We start from the raw sequence: 20,081 nt of genomic DNA, 5'->3' as shown, positions 1-20,081 counted from the left end.
GACCGGCCCTCGTCGGGCCGGTCCTTCCACCGGCCCGGGTGGGCCGGTTCTCATTTCCAATGAGCGACACGACCGAACTTCCCAAGGCCTATGACCCGAAGGAGGTCGAGGCTCGCTGGTATGCCCTCTGGATGGAGCGGAACTACTTCCGCGCCGAGGCCACCTCCGACAAGCCTCCCTTCTGCATCGTCCTCCCGCCGCCCAACGTCACGGGCAGCCTCCACCTGGGCCACGCGCTCACCGCCACCATTCAGGACATCCTCATCCGGTGGAAGCGCATGAGCGGCTTCAACGCCCTCTGGGTGCCCGGCACGGATCACGCTGGCATCGCCACGCAGATGGTGGTGGAGCGTGAGCTCAAGGAGAAGGAGAAGAAGTCCCGCCACGACCTGGGCCGCGAGAAGTTCCTCGAGCGCGTCTGGGAGTGGAAGAACAAGTACGGCAACCGCATCCGCGAGCAGCACAAGGTGCTCGGCGCCAGCCTGGACTGGAGCCGCGAGCGCTTCACCATGGATCCGGGCGTCTCGGCCGCCGTGCGCGAGGTCTTCGTCCGCCTGCACGAAGAGGGCCTCATCTACCGCGCCCAGAAGCTCATCAACTGGTGCCCCTCGTGCCATACCGCGCTCAGCGACCTGGAAGTGGAGCACGAGGAGAAGCAGGGCTCGCTCTGGCACATCCAGTACCCGGTGAAGGGCAGCGACCGGAAGCTCACCGTCGCCACCACCCGCCCGGAGACGATGCTCGGCGACACCGCCTTGGCCATCCACCCCGAGGACGAGCGTTACAAGGGGCTCGCCGGCCAGTTCGTGGTGCTGCCGCTCACCGGCCGCGAAATCCCCATCATCGCCGACGCCGAGCTGGTGGACCCCGCCTTCGGTACCGGCGTGGTGAAGGTGACGCCGGCCCATGACTTCAACGACTACCAGACGGGCCTGCGGCACCAGCTGCCCATGCTCAACGTCCTGGACGAGGCCGCGCGCATCAACAAGGAGGGCGGCGAGTACGCGGGCATGGACCGCTTCGCCGCGCGCAAGAAGATCCTCGAGGACCTCACCGCCCAGGGCCTGCTGGAGAAGGAGGAGCCGCACAAGCTCTCCGTCGGCGGCTGCCAGCGCTGCGCCACCGTGGTGGAGCCGCGCCTGTCCCCGCAGTGGTTCGTGAAGATCGAGCCGCTCGCGAAGCCCGCCATCGAGGCGGTGGAGCAGGGCCGCACGAAGATCATCCCGGAGTCGTGGACGAACACGTACTTCCACTGGATGCGCAACATCCACGACTGGACCATCAGCCGCCAGCTCTGGTGGGGCCACCAGATTCCGGCCTGGTACTGCGCGGACTGCAGCCCCCGTCTGGAGGCCACCGGCGGCATCGACTACTCGCGCGCCGAGCCCATCGTCTCGCGCACGGCGCCAGAGAAGTGCCCCAAGTGCGGCGGCTCGCACCTGGAGCAGGATCCGGACGTGCTCGATACGTGGTTCTCCTCGGGCCTCTGGCCCTTCAGCACCCTGGGCTGGCCCGAGCAGACCCCCGAGGCGAAGACCTTCTACCCGAACTCCGTCATGGAGACGGGCCACGACATCCTCTTCTTCTGGGTCGCCCGGATGATGATGTTCGGCCTGCACTTCATGAAGGACGTGCCCTTCCGCACCGTGTACCTGCACGCGATGGTGCGCGATGAGAAGGGCGAGAAGATGTCCAAGACGAAGGGGAACGTGATCGATCCCCTCGACATCGTCCTGGGCGCTCCGCCCGAGCAGCTCAACAAGAACCTGCGCAACAAGTACCCCCAGGGCATGCCCTCCCATGGCGCGGACGCCCTGCGCTTCACCCTGGCCTCGCTCACCCAGCAGGGCCGCGACATCAAGCTCTCGCTGGACCGCGTGGCCGGCTACAAGGCCTTCGCCAACAAGCTGTGGAACGCCAGCCGCTTCGCCCTGATGAACCTGGGCGACTTCAAGCTGGATGAGCGGCCCATCACCGAGCGCGAGCTCACCCTCGCGGACCGGTGGATCCTCTCCCGGCTGCAGCGCGCCATCGCGGTGACCCGGACGTCGCTGGACGCCTACGCGTTTGGTGAGGCCGCCTCCACGCTCTACCAGTTCCTCTGGTCCGAGTTCTGTGACTGGTACATCGAGCTGGCCAAGGGCTCGCTCTACGGTGAGGACGCCAAGGCCAAGGACAACACCCGCGCGGTGCTCGTCTACTGCCTGGACCGGATCCTCCGGTTGCTCCACCCGTTCATGCCCTTCATCACCGAGGAGATCTGGCAGAAGCTGCCCATGTCGCGGCCGGCTGACTCCATCATGATCTCCCCGTTCCCCGAGCCGGATGTGTCGCTCGAGGACGCCGCCGCCGAGGCGGAGATGGGGCCGGTCATCGCGGCCATCGAGGGTCTGCGCAACATCCGCGGCGAGAGCAACCTGCCGCCCTCGGCTCGCATCACCGCGTACGTGCAGAGCCCGGACGCGCGCACCCGCGAGCTGCTCGAGCGCTGGCGCGGCTACCTGGTGCCCCTGGCCGGCCTGGGCGAGCTGCGCATCACGGGCCCCGGGCCCAAGCCGGCTCAGTCCGCGGCCTTCGTCGGCCCGCAGATGGAGGTCTTCGTCCCGCTTGCTGGCCTCATCGACGTGGACGCCGAGCGCGAGCGCCTGACCAAGGAGATCTCCCGCTCCGAGCAGGAGCTGGGAGGCATCCAGCGCAAGCTCGACAACCCCAACTTCGTCGCCAAGGCGCCTCCGGACGTGGTGGAGAAGGACCGGGCCCGCGTCGAGGAGCTGACGGCGCGCATCTCCAAGCTGCAGGACAGCCTGAAGCGGCTCGCTCCCGATACCACCACCCCGCCCGCCGCCGAGCAGGAGGCTCCGGCTCCCGAGCCTGAGGCCAGCAAGGCGGACGCCGAGGGTGAGGTCGTCAAGGCCGAGGCGGGTGCCGTCGAGGCGGAAGTCGTCGAGGACGAGGACGAGGACGGTCACGCGATTGGTGACCTGGAGGCCGAGGAGGAGGCTCCGGCGAAGACCGCTCGTAAGGGGGGCCTTGCCCAGGGCGCGGTGAAGACCAAGGCGGCACCCGAGGTCAAGGCCACGCCTGTCACGGCTCCGGCGGAGAAGAAGGCTCCGGCCAAGAAGGCTCCGGCTCCGAAGGCACCTCCCGCTAGCAAGGCACCTGTGGAGAAGGCGGCACCGGCGAAGAAGGCGGCACCGGCGAAGAAGGCCACGGCCAAGAAGGCACCGGCGAAGAAGGCAGCTGCCGTGAAGAAGGCTGCGGCCAAGAAGGCGGCCCCCGCCAAGAAGGCACCGGCGAAGAAGGCACCCTCCAAGAAGGCACCGGCGAAGAAGACCGCGGCGAAGAAGGCACCCGCCAAGAAGGCACCGGCGAAGAAGACCACGGCGAAGAAGGCACCCGCCAAGAAGGCACCGGCGAAAAAGACCGCGGCCAAGAAGGCACCGGCCAAGGCTCGGCGCTGACCTCAATCGGAGACGTGACTCACATGGATGCCTTCTTGGATCGCCTCATCTCGCTCGCCCTGGAGGAAGACCTCGGGGCGGCGGGTGACATCACCACCGAAGCCCTCGTCCCCGCGGACGCCCAGGGCACCGCCGAGCTGATCGCCAAAGAGCGGCTCGTGCTCGCCGGACTGGATGCCTTCGCCCGCGTCTTCGAGCGCGTGGATCCGGACTCCGAGGTCGAACTCCTCGCTCGCGATGGGCAGGAGGTTCAACCCAAGGCCTTGGTGGCCCGGGTGCGCGGCCGCATGCGCGCACTCCTCACCGCCGAGCGCACCGCCCTCAACATCGTCCAGCGCACCTCGGGCATGGCCACCATGGCTCAGCAGGTCATGGCCGCGGTGCGCGGCACCAAGCTGCGCATCCTCGACACGCGGAAGACCTCTCCCGGCATGCGCTCGCTGTCCAAGCAGGCCGTGAAGGCCGGTGGCGCCTTCAACCACCGCTTCGGCCTCTTCGATGGTGTCCTCATCAAGGACAACCACATCGCGGCCGTGGGCGGCTCCGTTCGCGAGGCGCTCCGCCGGGCCCGCACCAACGCGCCCCAGCTCGTGAAGATCGAGATCGAGGTCACCAACCTCGACCAGCTCGCCGAGGCGCTCGAGGAGGGCGCGGACGTGGTCATGCTCGACAACATGGACGACGAGCAGATCCGCCGCGCCGTGGAGCTGACGGCCGGCCGCATCCCCCTCGAGGTCTCCGGTGGCATCACCCTGGAGCGTCTGCCTCGGCTGGCGAAGCTCGGCGTGGACTTCGTGTCCATGGGCGCGCTCACGCACTCGGCGCGCGCCATGGACCTGTCCCTGGAGATCGTCCAGGCGCAGTAGTCCGGTCGCTCAGCGGCTGGGGGCGAGGGCCTCGTAGCGAGGCTCTCCCTCGGCCGACGCGGGGAGGTTCATCTCCAGCAGCGCCGCCACGGTGGGTGCCACGTCCGTGGTGCTGATCTCCCGCGGGTAGATGCCCGGCTTCACCCCCTTGCCCGCCAGGATGAGGGGCACGAGCTGGTCATACGCGTATGGGGCGCCGTGGTTGGTACCGACTGCCTCGGCGCTGATGACGTGGAAGGGTTTCACCACGAAGAGCACGTCGCCGCTGCGCCCCGGGTAGTAGCCACGCCGCAGGGGCTCCACCAGCCCCGCCACGTCCGGCATCGTGTAGAGATCGTCGCGTGCCACCGCGAGCGGGATGGCCGGTTGCTTCAGCAGCCAGGCCGCCGCGGCTCGCCGCACCGCCGCTCCGTCTACCTTGCCGCCCTCCAGCGTCTTGCCGCCCAGGTACACGTCCAGCTCCTCCACGGTGGCGGTGATGTCCGTGCCGGGGAACTGCGTCCGCAGCGCCTCGGTCAATCCCTTGGAGAGCACTCGCGGATCCACGCGCTCGGCACCCACCCCCGAGGCGGCCCACTGCTCGGGTACAGCCGCGCCGCCGTGGTCCGCTGAGAGCACTACCAGGAGGTTGGCTCGGCCCCCCGCGGCGCGCTCGGCGAGGGCCACGAGGTCGCCCACCGCCTTGTCCAGCCGGTACATCGTGTCCTGCATCTCCCACGAGTTGGGGCCGTACTGGTGGTAGACCCGATCCGTGGCGCTGAAGCTCACCGCGAGCAGATCCGGCACCTCGTCCTTGCCCAGGTTCTCGCCCTCGATGGCCGCTCGGGCTGCCTTCACCACCACATCCAGGGACAGGGGGGAGATGGCGAAGGCGGTGTAGGACTGGGGACCGGGGGAGGGGAGGCCACCGGTGAGCGGGTGCGGAAAGACGCGCCCCAGCCCGTAGAACTCACCCTCGTAGGGCCGGTCGTCCTCGCCCACGTACTCGCTGCGAGGCAGCAGCGGCTCCCACGTCTTGCTGAACCACGTGTCGGACGGATTGGCCGCGTTGAAGGTCTTCAGCCAGCCTGGCAGCTCCTTGGTGTACCAGGTACCCGTGACAAACTTCCCCACTGTCTCGTCGTACCAGTAGGCCTGGCCGAGCCGGCCGGCCAGTGGGATAGCCGAGCGCGCCTTGCCTGACAGCGCGATGGCCTTGCCCTGCTCCTGCGTGGTCAGCCGCAGCCTGTCCGCGAACGTCTCCGCCATGAGGTTGGCCGGGCTCACGTCCTCCAGGGAGAGGGGCGCCTCCAATACCGGGTGCGCTGGATCCGGGAAGACGCGCTCGGGCTTGCCGGTGGCCCGGTCGATGATCCGGTTGTCCACGATGCCGTGGCGCCAGGGGTTGGCCCCGGTGGCCAGCGTGGTATGGCCCGGCGCGGTGCGCGGCTTGGCGTACTCATAGCGCGCGTACGGGTAGAAGGCGCCCGAGTCGATGAGCTGCCGCAGTCCGCCCTTGAGGCGCGGCTTCGTGCGCAGCAGCAGGTCCGAGCCCATCGCGTCCACCGTGATGAAGAGTGTCAGCCGGGGCGGCTTCGCCAGGGCGGGGAGGGCGGTGAGCAGCAGCAGCAATGACAGGAAGCGGAGCATGGGTTGGGATCCTCCACGCCTCGTGCTCAGAAGCAACCAACTCCCGAGCACCATGCTTTCCGGTCGGACACTCCCCTGTTACGGTCGACGCGACCCATGGTCGAGGCACGAATCCGAGTGATCTACGGCGACACGGACCAGATGGGGGTCGTGTATTACGCCAATTATTTCCGCTACTTCGAGTTCGCCCGCAGCGAGTACTTCCGCTCTCGAGGAGGCAGCTACCGCGAGGTGGAGCGAGAGGGGTTGATCCTTCCCGTGGTGGAGGCAACTGCCTCCTATAAGTCCCCCGCTCGCTACGAGGACGTGCTGCTCGTGCGCACCCGGGTGAGCGAGGTAAAGCGCGTGTCGCTGACCTTCACCTACGAGATCTTCCGAGAGGGGGGCCCGGATACCCCCCTGTGCACCGGGCGTACCGTCCACGCCTGCGTGGGTCGCGAAGGCAAGCCCACCCGCCTGCCGGACGCGATCGTGCGCATCTTGCAGGCGGAGCCCTGAATCCCCACTTCTTCACGTCGTTTCCAAGGAGACACCCAAATGGATCGCAACCTGGCAATGGAGGCCGTGCGCGTCACCGAGATGGCGGCTATCGCCTCCGCCCGGCTCATGGGCCGCGGCCACAAGAACGAGTCGGATCAGGCCGCCGTGGACGCCATGCGCAGGGCGTTCGATGCGCTGCAGATTCAGGGCACGGTGGTCATCGGCGAGGGCGAGCGCGATGAGGCCCCCATGCTCTACATCGGCGAGAAGGTGGGCCGGCGCAACCCGGAGGATCCAGAGGTGGACATCGCGCTGGATCCGCTCGAGGGCACCAACCTGTGCGCCTACGGCCGTCCGGGCAGCATCTCCGTGGTGGCCATGGCCGGGAAGGGCAAGCTGCTCAACGCGCCGGACACCTACATGGAGAAGATCGCCGTCGGCCCCCGCGCCCGGGGTTCCATCGACCTGCGCCGCTCCGCCACCGAGAACCTCCACGCCGTCGCGGAGAGGATGAAGGTCTACGTGTCGGACCTCACGGTGGTCATCCTCGACCGGGAGCGTCACGCGGACCTCATCAAGGAGGTGCGGACCGCGGGCGCGCGCATCCGCCTCATCGATGATGGGGACGTGGCCGGCGGCATCGCCACCTGCTTCGAGGACACCGGCGTGGACGTGCTGATGGGCATTGGCGGCGCTCCCGAGGGCGTCATCACCGCCGCGGCCATCCGCTCGGTGGGCGGCGACATGCAGGGCCGCCTGGTGCCGCGCAACAACGATGAGATCGCCCGCGCCAGGCGCATGGGCATCACCGACATCTCGAAGATCTACACGGCCGAGGAGCTGGCCGGCGGCGAGGTGATGTTTGCCGCCTCCGGCGTCACCACCGGCGACTTCCTGCGCGGCGTGCGCTTCTTCGGCAGCGGCTGCGAGACGCACTCGGTGGTCATGCGCAGCAAGACCGGAACGGTGCGCTTCATCCAATCTCGTCACCGCTTCGACACCAAGCCGGGTTACAACCTCTAGGAAATCCCCACCGAGGAGACTCGCACCATGCCTGGCGCCTCACGGAGCATCGTCGTCAACGCCCCGCCCGAGAAGGTCTACGACATCGTCGTCAACTACGACCGCTACCCCGAGTGGCTCACCGAGGTGAAGAAGATCACCACCTCCGAGCGCAAGGGCAGCGAGGTGAAGGTCCACTATGAGGTGGACTTCAAGATCAAGACCATCCGCTACACCATCCTCGCCCGCGAGGAGCGGCCCAAGCGGATGTCCTGGTCCTTCGTGGAGGGCGAGGTGATGAAGGACAACAAGGGCAGCTGGGTGCTGGAGCCGGAAGGCGAGGGCCGCACCAAGGTCACCTACAGCGTGGATGTGACGGTGGGCCCCCTGGTGCCCAAGTCCATCCTCAACGCCCTGGTGGACCAGTCGCTGCCCAAGATGCTGGACGCCCTCAAGCGGCGGGTCGAGGGCGCCTAGCCCTCCACTGCTTCGACGCCCTGCGGCAAATGCCCTCCGGTCCGCCGGAGGGCAGGCGGGTTGTCGGGCCGAGCCCCGGAAGAACCGTCACTCCGGATGTGTCGGTGGCTCTGAAGGGTTGGAGCGCTTGCGGGGATCGCTGGCTCGATTACAATCCAGTCGACGTCTCCTGGACATTTCCGCCAAATCCAGGTGCCGGGTGGTAGACGGGCAAGCATGCGAGGTTGCTGGCACGTATTCAGGATGGAACCAGGGCCCTTACTTTGCATCTGAAGCACTCAGAAGCCGATAGGGTGGCAGGAATCCAGGAGTGGGATGGCGGGCGTACATCAGGGTACGTAGGCTGAGTGGAGAAACCGAACCCATGCTCGACGCCTTCATCATCGAGGAAATCAAGCGCCGGGAACGGAACCGGGAGGAGCGGGATCGTCCCGCGCTGGAGATTCCGATTCCGGTCCCCGAGGAGCGCCCCCGGCGTCGGTCTGACGCGGAAGACGACGAGAAGCCGCAGCGCGGCGTCATCGTCATCGATCTGCGCGGCTGAGCGACCTGGCTCCGCCTCTCACGGCCCGCGGTGGACGTCCTGTCACGAGGACGGCCCACGCGGGCTTCGTGTTTTCCAGTCCCGGTGGACGCCTCACTCCGGCGCCAGCAGCACCATCTGGCGAGGGTGGTAGAGCGTCCCGAGCGGCCCCGCTCCCGGGCCCAGCGCCTCCAGCACCCCCTGCCGCCATTCGGACGGGATGGCGTCCTCGCCGTGGAATGCGCCCAGAAGCGCTCCGGCAACGGCCCCATTCGCGTCCGCGTCCCCACCTCGGTTGATGACGTCCACCATCCCAGCTTCGAAGCTGGGGGCGTGCAGCACCTCCCAATAGGCCAGCCGGAAGGCCACTCGCACATGGTCCTGCTTCCGGTGCATGTGCAGGTCCGGCCAGTAGAGCATCGGGTCATCTTGCTGCGCCGCGGCCAGGTCCTCCTTGAGGGCGGCGGTGGCGGTGGTGACTTCCTGGACGTAGTCGGCGGCCGAGCGGCCCAGGGCCGCGCTGGCCACGGTCAGCCCGCTCACGGCCGCGGTGATGAGATCCTCCTTCTTCAACCGCTCGCCCGCGGTGAGAGCGTGCGCGATGGAGCCGTTGAAGGCGGCGCATGCCAACTGGCAGCGCGGATCAAAGTGTGTGAGCGCGGAGTCCGCGAGCGAGGCCTGCACCCGCGCCTGGGTGTCCTCGTAGAAGAAGACGCCGATGGGGGCGGTGCGCGCCAGGCTCCCATTCCCGGTCACGCGCCGCAGGCCCCGCAGCCAGACGCGCCGCCCGGCCGATGCCCGGTGGGGGCCGGACTCGGCCATCTCCGTCAGCACTTCGAGGGTGAACTCGCTCATGCCCACGGAGTGGCCCTGCCAGGCGAGGTAGCGCCGTGCCTGCTGGTCTGCATCGTAGGTGCCCAACTCGCGCAGGCCCACGCTCAGGCAGCTCGCCATCTGACCGCTTTCACCCACCTGGCCGCGGCGCAGCTCGAAGGGGCCGCCCCCCTTGAGAGTCCGGTGGGGCCCGTCCACGAGCTGGGGAAAGGCCGGGGCGGCGAGGAGCCGGCCCTTGAAGGGCGCCCCGAGCGCATCTCCGATGGCGAGCCCCAGGAGCGCGCCTCGGCCACGCAGGCTCGGGGACTGGTCGGGTTCAGGGGAGATGGGTCGGCGTGGAGGCATGCGGTGAGAGCGGGGCTTCAGGAGGTCGACAGTGTAGCAGCCCTCCCATCGAGCAAGCTTGCGAGGGCTGGAGGCGTCCAATAGAACCCGGCGCCATGACCGAGATCGCTCAAATCGTAGCGCGTGAAGTGCTCGACTCCCGCGGCAACCCCACCGTGGAGGCTGAGGTTTTCCTGGCGGGTGGGGCCAAGGGTCGTGCGGCGGTGCCGTCCGGTGCGTCCACTGGTGAGCACGAGGCGCTCGAGTTGCGGGATGGGGAGAAGGATCGCTACCTGGGCAAGGGCGTGCGCAAGGCCGTCACCAACATCATGGAGACGATCGCCCCCGAGCTGGTGGGCATGGACGCCGCGGACCAGTACGCGGTGGACCAGCAGATGCTGGAGATGGACGGCACGCCCACCAAGAGCAAGCTGGGCGCCAACGCCATCCTCGCGGTGTCCATGGCCACGGCGCGCGCGGCGGCGGATGCCTTCAGCCTGCCTTTCTACCGCTACGTGGGCGGCGCCCAGGCTCGCACGCTGCCGGTGCCGCTGATGAACATCCTCAACGGTGGCGCCCATGCCGACACCCGCGTGGATGTGCAGGAGTTCATGGTGGTGCCCGCGGGCGCTCCCTCGTTCGCCGAGGGCCTGCGCTGGGGCGCCGAGGTCTTCCATGCGCTGAAGAAGATCCTCAAGGGCCGCAAGCTGGCCACCGGCGTGGGCGACGAGGGCGGCTATGCCCCGGACCTGCCGGCCAACGAGGAGGCCCTCAAGCTCATCATGGAGGCCATCTCCGCCGCGGGCTTCAAGGCCGGTGAGCAGATGTTCCTCGCGCTGGACGTGGCCGCCAGCGAGTTCTTCGACAAGGGCTCGAAGAAGTACCGCCTCAAGGGCGAGGGCAAGGAGTTCGATGCGAAGGGCATGCTGGACTACTACCAGCAGCTCGTGTCGCGCTACCCCATCGTCTCCATCGAGGACGGCATGGCCGAGGACGACTGGGAGGGCTGGAAGGGCCTCACCGACGCGCTCGGCGAGAAGATCCAGCTGGTGGGCGATGACCTCTTCGTCACCAACGTGGAGCGCCTGGGCCGCGGCATCCAGGGCGGCGTGGCCAACTCCATCCTGGTGAAGGTGAACCAGATTGGCAGCCTCACGGAGACCTTCGACGCGGTGCGCATGGCCCACAAGGCCGGCTACACCTCGGTGATGAGCCACCGCTCGGGAGAGACCGAGGACACCACCATCGCGGACCTGGCCGTGGCGCTCGACTGCGGGCAGATCAAGACGGGCTCGGCGTCGCGCTCGGACCGCGTGGCCAAGTACAACCAGTTGCTGCGCATCGAGCAGGAGCTGGGCTCCGGCGCGCGCTACGCTGGCAAGCGGGCCATCAAGGGCCTGAAGTAAGGAAACGAGAGAGACGTGGCCGACAAGAAACCCCGCATCCTGGTCTCCAACGACGACGGCTACTTCTCCGAAGGCCTCCGCGCCCTGGTGGACGCGGTAAGCCCGCTGGGGGAGGTATGGGTGGTGGCTCCGGACCGCGAGCAGAGCGCGGCCTCGCACTCCATCTCCCTCAACCGCCCCCTGCGCATCACCGAGATCCGGGAGCACTGGTTCGCCGTGGACGGGACCCCGGCGGACAGCGCTTATCTGGCGATCCATCACCTCATGAAGGATGATCGCCCGCGAATCATGGTTTCCGGCATCAATCACGGGGCCAACCTGGCCGACGACGTCAACTACTCGGGAACGGTGGCGGCTGCCCGAGAGGCGGCGCTGCTGGGCATCCCGTCGATCGCCTTCAGCCTGGTGTCGCGCGCGCCGTTCGACTTCCAGCACGGGGCTCGCTTCGCCCGGTCGCTGGTGGCGGCGGCGCTCGCCCAGCCTCGGCTCCCGGCGCGCATGCTGCTGAGCGTCAACATCCCCCGGGGCGAGCCCACCGGCTACGCCATCACCCGTCTGGGCCGTCACTCGTACGGCTACGACGTGGTGGAGAAGGAGGACCCGCGCGGCCGCAAGTACTACTGGATCGGCGGCAACTCCTACGAGCACGAGGACATCCCCGGCAGCGACTGCAACGCCGTGCACCTGGAGCGTCGCATCTCGGTGACGCCCCTCAACTTCGAGCTCACCGACACCCAGTCCCTGGCGGCGCTGGCGAGTTGGAACCTCGAGGGCTTCCCACGTCTCGACGTGGGCAGGGGAGGCGACTGAGGTTGGCGGTGGCGGGAGCCATCCCGGCGCGGGCAGCGGCGTTCCTGCTGCTCGCGCTCCTCGCCACCACCGGCTGTGCGGTGGTGCCGGGCGCCACCCGTCCCACTCCTGATTCCGATCTTGCTCCCGCCTCTGAGCAGCCTCCCGTCGAGCTCGGAGAGCTGCGCGAGCCCCATCCGGAGCCGGAGCTTGTCTCCGTCCGGCATACGGTGGCTCCGGGCGAGACGATGTACCGGATCTCCCGTACCTACGGCATCACGGTGGAGGAGCTGTCCGAGGCCAACGGCATCACTGACCCGCGCACGCTCTCGGTAGGCCAGGAGCTGATCATCCCTGGCTTCGAGAGGCCGGTGCCGGTGGCTACTGAGTCTTCTCCCACTCCGGAGCCGGACGAGGCGCGGCCGGTGCCGGGCTCGAAGCCTCCCACGACCAGGCCTCCGGCTTCGGCCAGGCCTCCGGTCGTCGTCACTGCGCCGTCCCGCATGACACCCCGGCCCACGTCTCCCCCTGCGCCTTCCCGCCCCGTGCCGGAGACGAAGGGGATGCTGGACTGGCCCTTGCGGGGAGTGCTGTACGCCCGCTTCGGGAAGAAGGGTCGCGAGCCGCATGATGGCATCGACCTCGCGGCGCCCGCGGGCACGCCCGTGAAGACCGCTCAGGAAGGGTCGGTGCTGTACGCGGGCGAGCAGCGAGGCTACGGGCTCATCGTCATCATCCAGCACTCGGAGCACCTCATCACGCTGTACGCGCATAACCGCGACTTGCGCGTGCGCACCGGCCAGAAGGTGCGTCGCGGCCAGGTCATCGCCACCGTGGGCGAGTCCGGTAAGACGAGTGGCCCGCAGCTCCACCTGGAGGTGCGGGTGGGGGGCAAGCCGGTGGATCCGCTCGACTACCTGGGTCCGCTGCCGTCTTCGTAGCAGGCAAGAAAGCCGGGAAGCGCCGCCCGCCGGTGAGGCTGGCTGCCGTTCGGGTGGACTCCCGTGGTAGGGGATCGCCCATGAGCCTGATCCACGCCGCGAAGATCGCCTTCAAGTCCTTGGTCTCGGAGCCTCATCCGCCGGCTTCCCCGCTGTCCGGTCTGGCGTCCCTGCCTCCGGCGCGGCAGGTGCTGCCGTCGGGTTTCCTGCTGGGAGCCGCCACCGCCAGCCACCAGGTGGAGGGGAACAACGACAACGACTGGTCCGAGTGGGAGAAGGGCTCGTACCCGGATGGCACTCCGCACATCAAGCACCGGGATGTGTCCGGGGCGGCGTGCGACTCGTGGAACCGATTCTCCGAGGACGTGTCGCTGCTTCGCGAGCTGGGGGCCAATGCCTACCGGCTGTCGGTGGAGTGGAGCCGGCTCGAGCCCGAGGAGGGCTCGTGGAATGAGGCGGCGGCGGACCGCTACCTGGAGTGGATGCGGATGCTGCGCGCCAACGGCATCCAGCCCATGGTGACGCTCAGTCACTTCACTCTGCCGCGCTGGGTGGCCGCTCAGGGCGGGTGGGCGAATGAGAAGACGGTGGAGTGGATTGCCGCCTATACCCGGCGCGTGGCTCGCAAGTTGGGCAGCGAGGTGGACCAGTGGTGCACCCTCAACGAGCCCAACGTGCTGATGGCGTTTGGCTACATGAAGGGCGAGTGGCCGCCGGGGCTGAAGGACGGGAAGCTGGGGCTGCAGGTGCTGGCACGGCAGATCCGCGCCCACGCTCGAATGGTGCGGGAGCTGCGCGAGCATGACACGGTGGACGCGGACGGAGACGGCAAGGCCACGCGGGTGGGCATCGCGCACCACGTGCGCATCTTCCAGCCGGCCACGCGCTCACCGATGGACCGGGTGATGGCGGGCTTCACGGATCGGCTCTTCAACCAGTTGCTGGTGGACGTCCACAGCACGGGCCGCATCCAGATGTCCGTGCCGGGGATGGCGGACATCGACGAGGCGGTGCCGGACCTGAAGGGCTCGTACGACTACCTGGGGCTCAACTACTACTCGCGAGACATGGTGCGTGCGGACTTCAGCAGCCCCACGCTGTCGCGTCAGTACGTGGCCGAGGGGCGGCCGGTGAACGACCTGGGCTGGGATATCTACCCCGAGGGCCTCTACCAGGCGCTCAAGCGCTACGGGCAGGCGGGCCTTCCCATCTACATCACCGAGAACGGCATGGCGGACGGGAAGGGCGAGCGCCGGCCCGGGTTCCTCCGCGAGCACTTCGAGGCGGTGGTGCGCGCGGCCCACGAGGGCGTGGATGTGCGCGGCTACTTCCACTGGTCCTTGCTGGACAACTTCGAGTGGGCGGAAGGCTACGAGCCGCGCTTCGGCCTGTTCCAGGTGGACTACAGCAGCCCGGACAAGCGACGGGTCGCGACGCCGGCGGTGGCGACCTTCCAGGAGCTGGCGCGCGGCCTGGGACTCAGCCCCCAGGCGCGCACGGACGCGGCCTAGAAGACGAAGTCCTGCTGGAAGGCGAAGCCCAGGCCCACGAAGGGAATGGCCTGGGACGTCTCCTGGCCGGTGCGGTAGCGGTGGCTCATGTGCCACGTCGCCGTGAGGAAGGCGGTGGGGTGGTTGAAGGAGGAGTAGCCGCCATCATGGAAGGTGTAGGCGACGAGTGCGCCCAGGCGCATGTTGGAGTTGTTCGCGGCCTTCACGTCCTCGCCGGGCCGGAAGTTCTCCTCGTCGTAGAAGGGCAGGAGGTAGCGGAAGGTGGCGCCCAGCGTCAGCGGGCCCGCGAGGTAGACGAGGTTGACCTCTTCCGTGAGCACCAACCCGCGGCCGGGAATCAGGGTGTCCTGGCCGGCGTCGTACCAGAGCGTGTCTCCGCCGCGCAGGCGAATGTTGAAGTAGTCGAGCGTGACGACGTTCTGGATGGCGATCGGCCCGACCTGCGCCTGCAAGGTTGGCTGCAGCATGGCGTGCCAGCCCGTGGTGCCGTAGGTGTTCTGGGCTTCGGAGTTCGCGCGCTGCACTGCGTCGGAGAACTCGTCCAGCGGGGAGCGGAAGGACTGGAGCATGCCGGCGGTGCCGAAGAAGCCGTACGCATCCACCAGGGCCTTGAGGTTGAAGACGGCGATGGGCTGCCAATTCACCATGGGCCCCACCGCGGTGTAGCAGGGGTTGAGGCGCACCTGGCCGCCGAGTCCCAGGAAGGTGTCGCGCCAGAGGAGGTCCTCGCTCTGACCCAGACGCTGCGTCTGGCTGATGCGCACTTTGTACTCGGCCACCGTCGGATTGACGCCGCCGCCGATGAAGTGATCGAGGTTGAGCCGCCGCGTGGGCATGCCCGTGAGCGGAGGCGTGGGGCGGGGGACCTCGGGAGTGTCCCCGGTGGGACCCTCCGCCAGCGCGTTGGAACCCAGGAGCAGCAGACTGCACAGCAGGGTACGGGCACAGCCGGAGGAAGGCATGGGGCCCTCTTTCCTTTGCGGGGGGCTCCGGGGCATCGTTGCACGGACATGCGCCGGGGCCGGTATGGGGCCCCCATGCTACATCAGGAGTGAGGCAACCTTGGAAGCCAGGGCCGCGGTGCTACCCCTCGAGTCCAGACGTCTGGGCACGCTGGAGCAGCTCTATCTGACGTTCTTCTGGTTCTCCAGCAACGTGCACTGGGGCGCCATTCTCACCATCCTGGTGCAGGCCCAGGTGCTCGTCATGGTCGGCGATGCGTCCAAGGGGAAGGGGGTGGGGACGGCGATCGCTATCGGCTCCCTCACCGGCATCCTCGTGCCGCCCCTGCTGGGCGCCTGGAGTGATCGGGTGCGGTCGCGCTTGGGACGGCGGCGGCCCTTCATGGTGGTGGGCACGGCGCTCAACCTGGTGGCGCTGGTGGGAATGGCCACCTTGCCCTTCCTGAAGACGGACAACCTGTGGGGCTTCACCGGGGCGTACTGGTTGTACGTGGCGGCCTACCTCATGGCCAACTTCGCCAACAACGTCGCCACGGCCCCGTACACGGCCCTCATGCCGGACGTGGTGCACCCGGAGCAGCGCGGCTCCGTGGCCGGGTGGTACGGGCTGATGACGCTGTTGGGCAATGGCGTGGGCATGGGGCTCGCGAGCTCCATGGTGAGCCAGCAGGCCTCCCTGGCCGAGTTCCAGGGGCAGATCTACCGCGTCTACCTGGTCATCGGCGTCATCCTGGTGGTGGGCGTGCTCGTCACCGTGCTGGGCACGCGCGAGCAGCCGCTCACCACCGAGCCCAAGCCCTTCCACTGGGGCTCGTTCCTGCGCGGCTTCGTGGCTCCGTTTCGCTCGCAGGATTTCCGCTGGGTGTTCCTCACCCGGATGCTGATGTCGATGGGCGTGTTCAGCGTCCAGAGCTTCCTCCTGTTCTATCTGAGGGACGTGGTGAAGGACTTCTCGGTGTTCGGCCGGCCCCTGGCCACGACGCCGGAGTTGGCCGTGCTGGGCGTGCTGGGCCTGCTGCTCCTGCTGGCCTTGCCCAGCACGGTGATCGCCGGAAAGCTGTCGGACCGGTACGGGCGCAAGCGCGTGGTCTACGTCGCCGGAGCCATCCAGGCGGTGGTGGCCGCGGGCTTCATCGTCTCCGAAAACTACCTGGCGGCGCTGTTCATCGGTGCCCTGTTTGGCGTCGGCTATGGTGCCTACGAGAGCGTGAACTGGGCACTGGCCACGGACGTGCTGCCAGACATGGACGACGCGGCGAAGGACATGGGCATCTGGCACATGGCGCTGACGGTGCCGCAGTTCCTGGCCACGCCGATTGCTGGGTGGCTGCTGGACACCTTCACCGCCGTCGGAAAGGAGGGGGGCCGTCCCACGCTGGGCTACACCGTCATCTTCTCCGTGGCGATCGTCTACTTCGGGCTGGGCACCTTGTTGGTGTCCCGGGTGAAGAAGGCGAGTTGAGCCTGGAGGCAACCCAGGCGGGCAGGTGGGTCCATGCCGGGTCCGCTTCTCGCCGCCCCGAGCAGGCCGTCTGGTACTAGAGTGACGCCCCCGTGAGTCGCCTTCCGCCACTCCTGCTCGCCCTCGTGCTTGCCCCGGCCGCCTGGGGCCAGTCGTCCTCCCCGGCACCGGAGGCCGCGACGCTTCCGGCCGTGGAGCCCGACCCGGTCTTCACCGTCGTCCTCCTTCCCCTGGAGAGCAACGCGGAGGCTCGGGAGCAGGCCGCTGGGGTGACGGCGCTTCTCGTGAGCCGGCTTGCCGAGTCTTCCCGCCTCGCGGTGTCTACCGCGTTGGAGCAGGAGGCGGTGCGTCTCGCGGGCGCCTGTGCAGCGGGCCCGTGCCCCGAGGCAGCCCCTGGCACCCCCGGCTCCACCCGGGCGCGTTACCTCATCGCCGGCCGGCTCGATGCTTTCGGCTCTCGCTACCTCCTCACCACCAGTCTCGTGGACTCGGAGAGCGGACGCGCCCTGGGCCGGCCTCGCATCGAGGTGGCCGCGCGGGAGGCCCTTCCTCGCGCCGCCGTGTCGGTCGCGGATCAGCTGCTCGCCACGCTCATCCCGGAGTCCACGGACGGCACGGTGGTGAATGCGCCCTCGGTGTCGAGAGTCCCCGAAACGGGCTCGTTGCTGCTCGGCGTACGGTTCAACAACAGCCTCATCTCCAATCTCTCCACGTTCAACCCCGGTGGTGACGTGGAGATTGGCTTCCAGTTCCATCCCGAATGGGTCGTCTTCGGGCAGGTGGGCCTCTCCTATGTGACGGCCCAGGAGGAGGGGCTCAAGGGCGGCCTCAACGTCCTGCCCAGCGTGCTCGGCCTGCGCCACTACCACAACATCGAGCACTCCCTCCGTCCGTACTGGGGGCTGGGCCTCGGTGTGCAGCTCTCCTTCGGCGAGTTCGGCATCTTCCAGCAGACGGGTCCGCTTCCCACCGTCATCGGCTTCTTCGGCTGCGAGTACCTCATCGCAGGCCGCCTCGGCTTTCAGCTCGAGGCCTCCACCAACCTCGCCCAGGCCACGCTCGGTCTCTCCAACGGGGGATTGGGCAATGGCCTCAACCTCGAGATCAACGCCGGCGTCGCCTGGCACTTCTGAGCCTGGAGCTCTCCGTATGCACCCTCGCTGGCGTGTCCTGTCCCTGGTTGCCTTCCTCGCCGCTGGTTGCGAGGACCGTCCCTCCCAGCCCTCGCCCAAGGAGCAGGCTGAGGGCTACTACGTGAAGGGCAATACCGAGTACCTCTCGGGTAAGTTCGAGGATGCCCTGACCTCCTTCAACACCATGAAGGAACTATCCCCGGACGACCCCCGTCTGCCCGCGGCCATCGGCGAGGTCTACCTGTCCATGGGCCGCCTCAACGAGGCCTCCGCCCAGTTCGAGCTCGCACTCAAGCGAGACTCCAAGCGCTCCACCAATTGGAGTCGGCTCGGCTTCATCCATGCCCAGCTCGGCCGGACGGACGAGGCTCGGAGCGCCTTGAGCAAGGCGCTTGCCCTGCACCCCAAGGACTTCAACGCCCTCGAGCAGCTGGCGGAGATCCACGTCAAGCGCGGCGAGAAGGGCGAGGCCGTGAAGCACTTTGCCCTCGCCGCCGAGGCCTGTCCCGACGCGAGCAAGACACCCCTGGTGCTGCGCGCTGTCGATGTACTCACGGATGATGGGCGCCATGCCGAGGCTCTCCTGCTCCTGGGCGAGTGGACAGGGAAGGGGGTGCGGACTCCCGAGTTGCTCACCGCGCTCGGCGACGAGCAGGTGCGGGCCGGTCAGCTCCTCCTCGCCGCCGCGTCCTACCGCGAGGCCGCCAGCGGCTCTCCCAAGGACCCCACGCTGTGGGAGCTCGTCGGGGAGATCTACACGAAGCTGGACAAGCCGACGGAGGCTCTCGCGGCCTACCGCGAGTCCCTGCGCGTGAAGGAGCGCGCCATCATCCACGTGGCCATGGCTCGCCTCCATCTGGGGCGCAACGAGCGGAAGGCCGCCGAGGAGGAGCTGGGGCGCGCCCTCGAGTCCGTCTCCGGCTCGGATATCCGTGAGCTCGCCGAGCTGGCCGACCTGCTCTCCACCTTTGATCGCAAGCCGGACGCCCTGCGCATCCTCTCCAGCTTGAGCGCCGAGCCGGACCACGCCAAGGACCTGTCGCTGCAACTGCGCACCGCGGCCCTCGCCCAGGAGCTGAAGGACGAGGCCACTGTCCGCACGGTGTGTGAACGGATCGCCAGCAGCGGGGTGAAGCTCAAGAAGTGCCCCTGAGTAACGCCTGGGGCGGAAAAGTGCGGCGAGGTCACCCGGCGCATTCCACTTGTCGTCGACGACAAGTGAAACGAGGCGGACGCATTCCACTTCTCGCCGACGAGAAGTGAAACGGGGCGGACGCATTCCACTTGTCGCCGACGACAAGTGAAACGAGGCGGACGCATTCCACTTCTCGCCGACGAGAAGTGAAACGGGGCGGACGCATTCCACTTGTCGCCGACGACAAGTGAAACGCAACAGGCCCCATCCACTTCTCGTCGGCGAGAAGTGAAAAGGGCCTGGATCAATCCACTTGTCACCGGTGACAAGTGAAACGGGGGGCTAGTTCTTCCCGCCCGGCAGCTTGCGGTACACGCCGACCACCTGGCCCAGAATCATCGTCGAGCGGAAGTCCGCCTTGCTCACGTAGATGGGCTGCATGGTGGCGTTGGCCGGCTGGAAGCGGATGCGCTCGCCCTCCGGGAAGTAGCGCTTCACAGTGGCCTCGTCCTCGATGAGCGCCACCACGATGTCCCCGGACTGCGCCTGCGGCGTCTTGCGTACGAAGAGGTAGTCCCCGTCGAAGATGCCGTCGTCGATCATCGAGTTGCCCTTCACGCGGAGTGCGAAGACCTCGCGCCCCTGACCGCCCAGCAGGAAGCTGTCGATCCGGACCGAGTCCTCCACGTTCTCCTGGGCCAGCAACGGGGCGCCCGCCGCCACCTTGCCCAGCAGCGGGACGTCTATCATCCCGGACTCCTTCCTCGCGCCCAGGCCCAGCAGGAGCCTCGCCCGCTTGGTGGGCACCAGGGAGCGGCTCTGCTGCTCGCCCCGGTTGAGGTACCCCTTGCGCTCGAGCGCCTTGAGGTGATCGTTCACCCCGTTGGTCGAGCGGATGTCCATCTCCTCGCCAATCTCCCGGATGGTCGGCGGGAAGCCCCGCGACTCCGTCTCCTTGACGATGAAGGCCAGGATTTCCCGCTGGCGTTCAGTCAGCTCTTCCATGCCTCGCTCCCTCGTCTGGTGGGTAGCCCACCGGCGCAACAAACTTTCAGTACCGTCATGCTCCCTGAACATACGTATAGAGTCAATTCGTTCAAGGATGAGCACGCACATTCCGTGTGTGTGCGCCGCTCCCCAACAGGC

At 67.9% G+C, this 20,081-nt stretch carries 17 protein-coding genes; 13 read left to right on the top strand and 4 right to left on the bottom strand.

Features of this window, described 5'->3' with window-relative positions:
• Positions 1 to 59 precede the first annotated feature (59 nt).
• Both OV287_RS33615 and nadC read left to right on the top strand, forming a co-directional pair.
• Positions 60 to 3,461 (top strand): valine--tRNA ligase, encoded by a 3,402-nt coding sequence (locus OV287_RS33615; RefSeq protein WP_267538132.1) that lies wholly within the window; start codon positions 60 to 62, stop codon positions 3,459 to 3,461.
• Positions 3,462 to 3,484: 23 nt separating this feature from the next.
• Positions 3,485 to 4,327: a carboxylating nicotinate-nucleotide diphosphorylase gene (nadC, locus tag OV287_RS33610; protein ID WP_267538131.1), complete on the top strand. Its 843-nt coding sequence runs from the start codon at positions 3,485 to 3,487 to the stop codon at positions 4,325 to 4,327.
• 9 nt (positions 4,328 to 4,336) lie between these two features.
• Here the strand turns inward: nadC and OV287_RS33605 are convergent, their stop codons facing one another.
• A complete protein-coding gene (locus tag OV287_RS33605; protein WP_267538130.1) occupies positions 4,337 to 5,956 on the bottom strand; it encodes an alkaline phosphatase family protein in 1,620 nt (539 codons plus the stop codon).
• Between the two features lie 96 nt (positions 5,957 to 6,052).
• Here OV287_RS33605 and OV287_RS33600 point away from each other — a divergent pair, with 96 nt between their 5' ends.
• The 4 genes from OV287_RS33600 to OV287_RS33585 all read left to right on the top strand — a co-directional run bounded on the left by OV287_RS33600 (position 6,053) and on the right by OV287_RS33585 (position 8,459).
• Positions 6,053 to 6,454: an acyl-CoA thioesterase gene (locus tag OV287_RS33600; protein WP_267538129.1), complete on the top strand. Its 402-nt coding sequence runs from the start codon at positions 6,053 to 6,055 to the stop codon at positions 6,452 to 6,454.
• 39 nt (positions 6,455 to 6,493) lie between these two features.
• Positions 6,494 to 7,459, top strand: a complete 966-nt coding sequence (gene glpX, locus OV287_RS33595) for a class II fructose-bisphosphatase (protein WP_267538128.1) — start codon at positions 6,494 to 6,496, stop codon at positions 7,457 to 7,459.
• A 27-nt stretch (positions 7,460 to 7,486) separates the two neighbouring features.
• Complete coding sequence (locus tag OV287_RS33590; protein WP_267538127.1) at positions 7,487 to 7,915, top strand: type II toxin-antitoxin system RatA family toxin; 429 nt, start codon at positions 7,487 to 7,489, stop codon at positions 7,913 to 7,915.
• Positions 7,916 to 8,279: 364 nt separating this feature from the next.
• Positions 8,280 to 8,459: a hypothetical protein gene (locus OV287_RS33585; RefSeq protein ID WP_267538126.1), complete on the top strand. Its 180-nt coding sequence runs from the start codon at positions 8,280 to 8,282 to the stop codon at positions 8,457 to 8,459.
• Between the two features lie 93 nt (positions 8,460 to 8,552).
• Here OV287_RS33585 and OV287_RS33580 read toward each other — a convergent pair whose 3' ends face one another.
• Entirely contained in the window at positions 8,553 to 9,617 is a 1,065-nt protein-coding gene (locus OV287_RS33580; RefSeq protein ID WP_267538125.1) for an ADP-ribosylglycohydrolase family protein, read from the bottom strand.
• 95 nt (positions 9,618 to 9,712) lie between these two features.
• On the opposite strand from OV287_RS33580, the gene eno reads away from it, so the two are divergent.
• From eno to OV287_RS33560, 4 genes are all read left to right on the top strand, one after another.
• Positions 9,713 to 11,002 (top strand): phosphopyruvate hydratase, encoded by a 1,290-nt coding sequence (eno, locus tag OV287_RS33575; protein WP_267538124.1) that lies wholly within the window; start codon positions 9,713 to 9,715, stop codon positions 11,000 to 11,002.
• Positions 11,003 to 11,017: 15 nt separating this feature from the next.
• The gene (gene surE, locus OV287_RS33570; protein WP_267538123.1) at positions 11,018 to 11,812 is read left to right on the top strand and encodes a 5'/3'-nucleotidase SurE; all 795 of its coding nucleotides are present in this window, start codon (positions 11,018 to 11,020) and stop codon (positions 11,810 to 11,812) included.
• Positions 11,813 to 11,814: 2 nt separating this feature from the next.
• Positions 11,815 to 12,732 (top strand): peptidoglycan DD-metalloendopeptidase family protein, encoded by a 918-nt coding sequence (locus tag OV287_RS33565; protein ID WP_373371851.1) that lies wholly within the window; start codon positions 11,815 to 11,817, stop codon positions 12,730 to 12,732.
• An 80-nt stretch (positions 12,733 to 12,812) separates the two neighbouring features.
• Positions 12,813 to 14,243 (top strand): glycoside hydrolase family 1 protein, encoded by a 1,431-nt coding sequence (locus OV287_RS33560; protein WP_267538122.1) that lies wholly within the window; start codon positions 12,813 to 12,815, stop codon positions 14,241 to 14,243.
• Here the strand turns inward: OV287_RS33560 and OV287_RS33555 are convergent.
• Positions 14,240 to 15,205, bottom strand: coding sequence for a hypothetical protein (locus tag OV287_RS33555; RefSeq protein ID WP_267538121.1), 966 nt, complete (start codon positions 15,203 to 15,205; stop codon positions 14,240 to 14,242). The two genes, OV287_RS33560 and OV287_RS33555, sit on opposite strands and share 4 nt — an antisense overlap.
• A 100-nt stretch (positions 15,206 to 15,305) precedes the next feature.
• Here OV287_RS33555 and OV287_RS33550 point away from each other — a divergent pair, with 100 nt between their 5' ends.
• From OV287_RS33550 to OV287_RS33540, 3 genes are all read left to right on the top strand, one after another.
• Positions 15,306 to 16,667, top strand: a complete 1,362-nt coding sequence (locus OV287_RS33550; RefSeq protein ID WP_267538120.1) for an MFS transporter — start codon at positions 15,306 to 15,308, stop codon at positions 16,665 to 16,667.
• 92 nt (positions 16,668 to 16,759) lie between these two features.
• Positions 16,760 to 17,800: a hypothetical protein gene (locus tag OV287_RS33545; protein ID WP_267538119.1), complete on the top strand. Its 1,041-nt coding sequence runs from the start codon at positions 16,760 to 16,762 to the stop codon at positions 17,798 to 17,800.
• A 16-nt stretch (positions 17,801 to 17,816) separates the two neighbouring features.
• The gene (locus tag OV287_RS33540; RefSeq protein WP_267538118.1) at positions 17,817 to 18,953 is read left to right on the top strand and encodes a tetratricopeptide repeat protein; all 1,137 of its coding nucleotides are present in this window, start codon (positions 17,817 to 17,819) and stop codon (positions 18,951 to 18,953) included.
• Between the two features lie 324 nt (positions 18,954 to 19,277).
• Here OV287_RS33540 and lexA read toward each other — a convergent pair whose 3' ends face one another.
• A complete protein-coding gene (gene lexA, locus OV287_RS33535) occupies positions 19,278 to 19,940 on the bottom strand; it encodes a transcriptional repressor LexA (protein ID WP_267538117.1) in 663 nt (220 codons plus the stop codon).
• Positions 19,941 to 20,081: the final 141 nt, after the last annotated feature.

The organism is Archangium lansingense (assembly GCF_026626635.1).
Taxonomy (GTDB): Bacteria; Myxococcota; Myxococcia; order Myxococcales; family Myxococcaceae; genus Archangium; species Archangium lansingense.
The sequence above is the reverse complement of the archived record's forward strand: the minus strand, read 5'-3'. Positions and strand labels throughout refer to the sequence as shown.

What these genes read in the sequence shown, in the direction of transcription:
- OV287_RS33615 (WP_267538132.1), top strand. Translation starts at nt 60, where the DNA reads ATGAGCGACACGACCGAACTTCCCAAGGCCTATGACCCGAAGGAGGTC.
- nadC (WP_267538131.1), top strand. Translation starts at nt 3,485, where the DNA reads ATGGATGCCTTCTTGGATCGCCTCATCTCGCTCGCCCTGGAGGAAGAC.
- OV287_RS33605 (WP_267538130.1), bottom strand. Translation starts at nt 5,956, where the DNA reads ATGCTCCGCTTCCTGTCATTGCTGCTGCTGCTCACCGCCCTCCCCGCC.
- OV287_RS33600 (WP_267538129.1), top strand. Translation starts at nt 6,053, where the DNA reads ATGGTCGAGGCACGAATCCGAGTGATCTACGGCGACACGGACCAGATG.
- glpX (WP_267538128.1), top strand. Translation starts at nt 6,494, where the DNA reads ATGGATCGCAACCTGGCAATGGAGGCCGTGCGCGTCACCGAGATGGCG.
- OV287_RS33590 (WP_267538127.1), top strand. Translation starts at nt 7,487, where the DNA reads ATGCCTGGCGCCTCACGGAGCATCGTCGTCAACGCCCCGCCCGAGAAG.
- OV287_RS33585 (WP_267538126.1), top strand. Translation starts at nt 8,280, where the DNA reads ATGCTCGACGCCTTCATCATCGAGGAAATCAAGCGCCGGGAACGGAAC.
- OV287_RS33580 (WP_267538125.1), bottom strand. Translation starts at nt 9,617, where the DNA reads ATGCCTCCACGCCGACCCATCTCCCCTGAACCCGACCAGTCCCCGAGC.
- eno (WP_267538124.1), top strand. Translation starts at nt 9,713, where the DNA reads ATGACCGAGATCGCTCAAATCGTAGCGCGTGAAGTGCTCGACTCCCGC.
- OV287_RS33560 (WP_267538122.1), top strand. Translation starts at nt 12,813, where the DNA reads ATGAGCCTGATCCACGCCGCGAAGATCGCCTTCAAGTCCTTGGTCTCG.
- OV287_RS33555 (WP_267538121.1), bottom strand. Translation starts at nt 15,205, where the DNA reads ATGCCTTCCTCCGGCTGTGCCCGTACCCTGCTGTGCAGTCTGCTGCTC.
- OV287_RS33540 (WP_267538118.1), top strand. Translation starts at nt 17,817, where the DNA reads ATGCACCCTCGCTGGCGTGTCCTGTCCCTGGTTGCCTTCCTCGCCGCT.
- lexA (WP_267538117.1), bottom strand. Translation starts at nt 19,940, where the DNA reads ATGGAAGAGCTGACTGAACGCCAGCGGGAAATCCTGGCCTTCATCGTC.